The 972-nt window shown below is 58.2% G+C and carries 1 protein-coding gene; it reads left to right on the forward strand.

Going from position 1 to position 972, the window contains the following annotated elements; genetic code table 11:
• Positions 1–108 precede the first annotated feature (108 nt).
• Positions 109–972: IS3 family transposase (locus tag HMPREF9056_RS11120; RefSeq protein WP_009405084.1), on the forward strand; the 864-nt coding region annotated here is incomplete at its 3' end.

The following is a 972-nucleotide window of genomic DNA, read 5'->3' on the forward strand; positions in this document are numbered from 1 at the left end:
TGGAGTGCGTGGTGTTTCTCGGACAGGGGGAGTTTTTCTTCCTGTGAGTTGATAGGATAGATTCCATGCCAGCAGCGAAATACTCGGAGGAGCTGCTAGGCCCAGGTCGTGCGTGAAGTCATTGAGAAGGACCGCACGATAGCGTCAGTGGCGGCCTCGTACGATCTTGTGGCCCAGACGGTAGGTAACTGGGTCGCAAAATACAGAAAAGATCATGCCACCGACCAGGACCGCCAGAAGGCCTCCGAGTCAGCCGAGATCGCGAAGCTGAGAGCGGAAAACAGGGAGCTGCGTCAGGAGAACGAGCTCGGCGAAAAAAGCAGCCGCCTTCTTCGCGAAGGAACGACCGTGACCGAGCGCTACGAGCTCATCAATCGCGAAGAAGGCCATTACCCCATTGCCTCGATGTGCCAGTGGTCCGGTGTCTCACGGTCCGGCTACTACTTCTGGCGCGACCGACCTGAGTCCATCGCCAGGGTGAGGAGAAAAGAGCTCAGTATCATGATTAAGGATGCTTTTGCCGACTCCGATGGCACTTATGGGTATCGAAGGATCCAGGCCTACCTGGAGAGGCGTGGCGTGAGGGCAGATGGCGCCACGATCCGTTCCATCATGCACGACCTGGGCCTTGAGGCCGCGCAGCCGCGGGCGAAAGTCCGAACTACCGTGCCGGCCGAGGATCTCGATCAGCGCCCCGACCTGATGAGGCGGGACTTCACTGCCGACGAGCCTGGGCGTAAGTGGTGCGGGGATATCACCTACATCAGTACGTGGGCCGGGTTCGTTTATCTTGCTACGGTTCTGGACTGCTGCACGAAGAAAGTCGTGGGGTATGCGATGGCTGATCATATGCGCACCTCGCTGGTGTGTGAGGCCATCGACATGGCAGCAAAGCGGTGTCCGGTTGAGAAAGGTGTGACAGTCTTTCACTCCGACCGGGGAAGTCAGTACACGTCTCAAAGATTCCTGGAC

The sequence above is a fragment of the Actinomyces sp. oral taxon 170 str. F0386 genome (assembly GCF_000195595.1).
In the GTDB taxonomy this organism is placed as follows: domain Bacteria; phylum Actinomycetota; class Actinomycetes; order Actinomycetales; family Actinomycetaceae; genus Actinomyces.